The sequence below is a fragment of the Parvibaculum sp. genome (assembly GCF_049672805.1).
Taxonomy (GTDB): domain Bacteria; phylum Pseudomonadota; class Alphaproteobacteria; order Parvibaculales; family Parvibaculaceae; genus Parvibaculum.
Genome location: NZ_JBATWS010000470.1, coordinates 1 through 5,684, shown reverse-complemented (window position 1 = coordinate 5,684; position 5,684 = coordinate 1). Strand labels below are relative to the sequence as shown.

General features: G+C 61.0%; 6 protein-coding genes. 1 reads left to right on the top strand and 5 read right to left on the bottom strand.

Translation table 11 applies throughout. The features are described 5' to 3' along the window. Positions 1-247: 247 nt before the first annotated feature. Entirely contained in the window at positions 248-1,243 is a 996-nt protein-coding gene (locus tag WBF74_RS14525) for an adenosine kinase (protein WP_424441183.1), read from the top strand. A 134-nt stretch (positions 1,244-1,377) separates the two neighbouring features. Here WBF74_RS14525 and coaA read toward each other — a convergent pair whose 3' ends face one another. The 5 genes from coaA to hisA form a co-directional block, all read right to left on the bottom strand. Next, positions 1,378-2,349 (bottom strand): type I pantothenate kinase, encoded by a 972-nt coding sequence (coaA, locus tag WBF74_RS14520; protein ID WP_424441181.1) that lies wholly within the window; start codon positions 2,347-2,349, stop codon positions 1,378-1,380. Between the two features lie 18 nt (positions 2,350-2,367). Beyond that, entirely contained in the window at positions 2,368-2,697 is a 330-nt protein-coding gene (locus WBF74_RS14515) for a phosphoribosyl-ATP diphosphatase (RefSeq protein WP_424441179.1), read from the bottom strand. A 140-nt stretch (positions 2,698-2,837) separates the two neighbouring features. Then, a complete protein-coding gene (locus WBF74_RS14510) occupies positions 2,838-3,926 on the bottom strand; it encodes a pentapeptide repeat-containing protein (RefSeq protein WP_424441177.1) in 1,089 nt (362 codons plus the stop codon). A gap of 153 nt (positions 3,927-4,079) precedes the next feature. Then, a complete protein-coding gene (gene hisF, locus WBF74_RS14505) occupies positions 4,080-4,841 on the bottom strand; it encodes an imidazole glycerol phosphate synthase subunit HisF (protein ID WP_424441175.1) in 762 nt (253 codons plus the stop codon). Beyond that, a complete protein-coding gene (gene hisA, locus WBF74_RS14500) occupies positions 4,838-5,569 on the bottom strand; it encodes a 1-(5-phosphoribosyl)-5-[(5-phosphoribosylamino)methylideneamino]imidazole-4-carboxamide isomerase (protein ID WP_424441173.1) in 732 nt (243 codons plus the stop codon). The genes hisF and hisA overlap by 4 nt, the downstream gene beginning before the upstream one ends. Between the last annotated feature and the right edge of the window lie 115 nt (positions 5,570-5,684).

The window sequence follows — 5,684 nt, the reverse complement described above, 5'->3', positions numbered from 1 at the left end:
CGATGAGGGTGAGGCCAAGGCTGATCCACATTACCCGCCGGAAGGGGGCCGAGAAGATTTCCCTGAATGAACGCAGCGCATCGGACAGCATGGGTCTCTCCTGCTTCAGTCTCACCCTAGGCTAGAGCGCCTCCCGCCATGCCGCAATGTTGCGGAAAGGCTTCTGCGCTTTGGACATATGGCATCACTTCCCTATACTGCGGCCCCGCGAGCGACCTGTTTCAGACCCCGGAAATCCCAGAGGATCATGACCGATATAAAGTATGACGTGGCGGGCATCGGCAATGCGCTGGTGGACGTGATTGCCAATGCGGACGACAAGTTCCTGATCGCCAATGGCATCGAGAAAGGCGGCATGACGCTGATCGATGATGCGCGCGCGGACGAGCTTTACGGGAAGATGTCGGCTGCGGTCGAAATGTCTGGCGGCTCCTGCGCCAACACAATTGCGGGTCTTGCCTCGCTTGGCGGCAAGGGTGCCTTTTTCGGCAAGGTGAAGCAGGACCAGCTTGGCGAGGTTTTCACTCACGACATCCGCTCGCTCGGCGTGCATTTCCCGGCCTCGCCCTCGCAGGAGGGCGCACCCACGGGCCGTTGCCTCATCATCGTGACGCCGGATGCGCAGCGCAGCATGAGCACCTATCTCGGTGCCGCGCAGAAGCTGACGCCGGACGACATTGACGAAGACACGATCCGCGCTGCCGCCGTGACCTATATGGAAGGCTATCTCTGGGACGAGCCGGGCGCGAAAGACGCCTTCCTCAAGGCTGCGAAGATCGCACATGAGGCCGGTCGTCTCGTTTCGCTCACCCTGTCAGACAGTTTCTGCGTGCACCGTTACCGCGACGAGTTCCGCCGCCTTGCGCGCGAGGAAGTCGATCTTCTCTTTGCGAATGAAGCGGAAATCCTCTCGCTCTATCAGACAGACGTGTTCGACGAGGCATTGCAGCAGGTCCGCAAGGATTGCAAATACGCAGCCCTTACCCGCTCCGAGCAAGGCTCGGTCATCGTTGCCAATGGCGATGTGCATGTGGTGGGTGCGGAGCGCATCGAGAAGGTTGTCGATACGACGGGTGCGGGCGATCTCTTCGCTGCCGGTTTCCTCTATGGCTTCACGCGCGGCAGGGACCCGGCGACATGCGGGCGGCTTGGCGCAATGGCGGCTGGCGAAGTGATCTCGCATTACGGCCCCCGCCCGCAGGTCTCGCTTGCCGAGCTTGCAAAGGCAAAGGGTCTTGCCTGAATCAGGATTCGTCTTTGCCGGGCGCGACCCGGCAAGCCAGGAACGCGCGTGGAGCAAGCCGTCTGGATGTCCGGATCAGGGTCGGGCATGACGGGTTGGCGGGGGAGGTTTTCAAACAGGCGTCGGGCGCGCGTTCACAACTTTCTAAGATACACATCGCGGATGCGGTGATCGTCGCCCTTGCGCAGGATGAGGTCGGCGCGCTGGCGTGTGGGCAGCACGTTGCGGTGAAGATTGGCGAGGTTGATCGAGGTCCAGATCGCATCCGCCGTCTTGATCGCTTCTTCTTCTGACAGTTTTGAATAGCGGTGGAAATAGGCCGCAGGGTCTTTGAACGATGTTCTCCGCAGGCTGAGGAAACGCTCGATATACCAGCGCCGGATCGCTTCTTCATCCGCATCGAGATAGATCGAGAAGTCGAAAAAGTCCGACACAAAAGGCTGCGGCTCGTCGCCCTCGGCAGGCTTCCAGGGCTGCAACACATTGAGCCCTTCCACGATCAGAATATCGGGCTGATCGACAGAGATTGTCTCGCCCGGAAGAATGTCATAGGTGAAGTGCGAATAGACCGGCGCTTCCACGTGCGGCACGCCGCCCTTCACATCCGACAGGAAACGGATGAGCCGCTTGATGTCGAAGCTTTCGGGGAAGCCCTTGCGCTGCATCAGCCCGCGCTCTTCCAGTACCTTGTTCGGATAGAGGAAGCCGTCGGTCGTAATGAGATCGACCTTCGGATGGTTCGGCCAGCGCGCAAGCAGCGTGCGCAGGATGCGCGCCGTGGTGGACTTGCCGACGGCCACCGAACCCGCAACGCCGATGATGTAGGGCACCTTGTCCTGCACGCGGCCCAGAAAATCCGAAGTGACGCGGTAAAGTTCCTGCATCTCCCCGACATAGAGATTGAGAAGCCGCGAGAGCGGCAGGAAGATTTCCGACACTTCATCAAGCGAGATGCGCTCGCCGAAACCCTTCAGCTCTTCAAGTTCGGAAGCGGAAAGAGGCAGCGGTGTGTCCTGACGCAATCTCCCCCATTCCTCTGCCGTGAAATGGCGGAATGGAGAAAGAGACCCGTTTTCCTCGGGCTCCTGGGCAACAACTTGCGACATGGAATTCGCGCTCCCGTTTCAGCGCTCGGCGCGCGAGGCTTTTTCGTCGAGACCGGAGCGGCCTTCACGCCGCTCAAGCTCGGCATAGACATCCGCCGGATCGACGTCCAGCGCGGCAAGAAGCACCAGCCAGTGATAGAGAAGATCGGCGCTTTCGCTGATCGCCCCCTTCCGGTCGCCGCTCGTGGCCGCGATCACGGTTTCCACTGCCTCCTCGCCCAGCTTCTGGGCGGAAGCGGAGACGCCTTTCGAAAGCAGCTTCGCCGTGTAGGACGATGCCGGGTCTGATCCCTTGCGGGAAGCGATCACCTCGAAAAGGCGGTCGAGCTGTGTTGCATCGGTGGCCATGGGCCATCTCCGGGCGGTTATGCGCCGCTCGACCGGGGGCGAAAACCTCCGCGCGGCGGCTTTGCGTAGCAGATTTGGGGAGAGGAAACCAGTGGTGGAAGCGCGCGCCGCGTTACACCGTTATGGGCGGCCGGCTGCGCTCAGATCCGGGTGGACAGGCTGGTCCCGTCCAGCGCGCCGGTTTTTGCGCCTTCCTGCCGCGCTTCCTTGAGGTCTGCGCCGCGCAGATCGGCCCCGCGGAGATCAGCGCCCTTGAGATTGGCGCGCAGCAGGATCGCATTGCTGAAATCGGCAGCAGCGAGAACCGCATTCTCGAAATTGGTATCGGCGAGGATCGCATCGCGGAACTGCGCGCCTGCCAGCACCTGCCGCGAGAAATCATGGCGGGAGAGGTCCATATGGGCGAAATCGGCGCGGTCGCCCTTTTGCTGGCCGGTCTGAATCCATTCGAGATGGGCGGCCAGAATCTTTTTCATGCGCTCCGGCGCGGGCGCTGGGCGGGGGCGTGTGGCAAGCATCATGTTACCGCCCGTAATCGTCTCCGCATCCATCACCGCGCGGCGGAAATCAGCGTCCGCCAGATTGGCCCCTCGCAGCTCCACGCCTTTCAGTTCTGCCCCCGCAAAGCTTGCGCCCCGCAGATCAGCGCCTTGCAGGCTTGCGCCCGATATGGCGGCACCCTCGAAATCGGCATCAAGCAATTTGCATTCCGACATATTGGTGCCGTACATGCGCGCGCCGCGAAAGGTTGAGTTCTCGCGCCCGCTGGCGCCTTTGGCGCCACGGCGGATGACAGCACCGCGTCGCAGATCGGCACCGTCGAGCTGCGCTTCCGTCATCTCTGCACCGGCGAAGTTTGCGCCGCGCAGATCGGCGCGGGAGAAATTGGTGCGCGTCATGTTGGAGTGGTCGAAATTGGAGCCGAAGAGATTGGCACCCATGAAGCGCGCGTCCTCGAGATTGGCGCCCGAGAAATCGCAGCCGATGAAATGACCATGCGCGAAATTGAGATTGCGGAAGTCGAGGCCGGAGAGGTCGCATTCCTTCATCACGACGCACCAGCCATTCGGCACGCCCTTCAGATAGCGCTCATGCAGTTCCGCAATGCGTTTCAGCGCCTCCTGCCCGATGCGGCGACAGACCAGCGCATTGTCGGCGGTCTTCTTTGCAGCAGGGGTCGCGGGCATTTCATCTGCCTGGCGGGACGCAATCTGGGAACGGTCTGACATCGGCACGGAATCCTGAACGCAACGGGGTGCGCGGCAGTTAACAAACAGGCGGATGCCTGCATCCTATCGCCGGACAAACTCACAACTTCTTAACAAAGGAAAGCCGGGCCCGCGAAAACCGTTTAGCATTTTGGTAACGATCTTCTGGCCGCGTCAGAGCCGCATCGGCAGGCCCGCTTTGGCCATATAGGCCTTGGCCTCGCCGATCGTGTAATCACCGAAATGGAAAATGGAGGCAGCAAGAACGGCACTCGCATGGCCATCGCGCACGCCTTCAACCAGATGGTCGAGATTTCCGACGCCGCCCGAGGCGATCACCGGCACGGGCACGGCATCTGCGACAGCGCGGGTGAGCGCAATGTCATAGCCCGATTTCACGCCGTCGCGGTCCATCGAGGTGAGGAGGATTTCACCTGCGCCAAGCTGTGCCACTTTCTGCGCATATTCCACCGCATCAATGCCGGTCGGCTTGCGCCCGCCATGGGTGAAGATTTCCCATTTGCCGGGTGCGACCTGCTTTGCGTCAATCGCAACCACGATGCACTGATTGCCGAATTTGGCGGAAGCCACGCGCACGAAATCAGGATTGAAAACGGCAGCCGTGTTGATCGACACCTTGTCGGCACCGGCAAGGAGAAGCTGGCGCACATCTTCCACCGTGCGCACACCTCCACCCACGGTGAGCGGCATGAAACATTGTTCTGCCGTACGGCGTACCACATCGAAAATGATCGCGCGTTCTTCATGGCTCGCGGTGATGTCGAGGAAGCAGAGTTCATCTGCCCCCGCCGCATCATAGGCGCGGGCTGCTTCCACCGGATCGCCTGCATCGCGCAGATCGACAAAGTTCACGCCCTTGACGACGCGGCCATCTTTCACATCAAGGCAGGGAATGACGCGAGCCTTCAGCATCATTGCGCCTTTCCAAGAAGCGCGAGCGCCTCTTTCGGATCAAGCCGTCCGTCATAAAGCGCGCGACCGGAGATCACGCCTTCAATGCCCGCGCAATTTGCATCGATGAGTTTCTTCAGATCCTCAATCGAGGAAAGGCCGCCCGACGCGATGACGGGAATGGAAATCTCGTTTGCGAGTTTCACCGTCGCCTCAATGTTCAGCCCCTGCATCGCACCATCGCGGTCGATGTCGGTGTAGATGATCGCGGCAACGCCTGCATCCTCGAAGCGGCGCGCCATGTCGAGCACGGTGAGGTCGGAGACATCCGCCCAGCCTTCCGTTGCCACGCGCCCGCCCTTTGCATCGAGGCCGACAGCGATGCGGCCCGGAAATTTCCTGCAGGCTTCGATCACGAGATCGGGATTCTTCACAGCCGCCGTGCCGATGATGACGCGGGCGATGCCTTTGGTCAGCCACATCTCGATGGTAGCGAGATCGCGAATACCGCCGCCAAGCTGCGCGGGCACCTTGATCGCGCCGAGAATGCTGTCCACCGCATCCGCATTGACGGGGCGGCCTTCAAAGGCACCGTTCAGATCAACCAGATGGATATAGCCGAAACCCGCTTCCTCGAAGGCGCGCGCCTGCGCGGCCGGATCGTCATTGAAGACGGTCGCGCGGTCCATCAGGCCGTGCACGAGGCGGACGCATTGCCCGTCCTTCAGATCGATTGCGGGGAAAAGGATCATGTCTCTACTTTCGCAGTCGGGGACGCCATTTCAGGAAATTGCCGATCAGGGCAAGGCCGAGCGCCTGGCTTTTTTCAGGGTGGAATTGCGTGCCCGCCATATTGTCCTTCGCGAC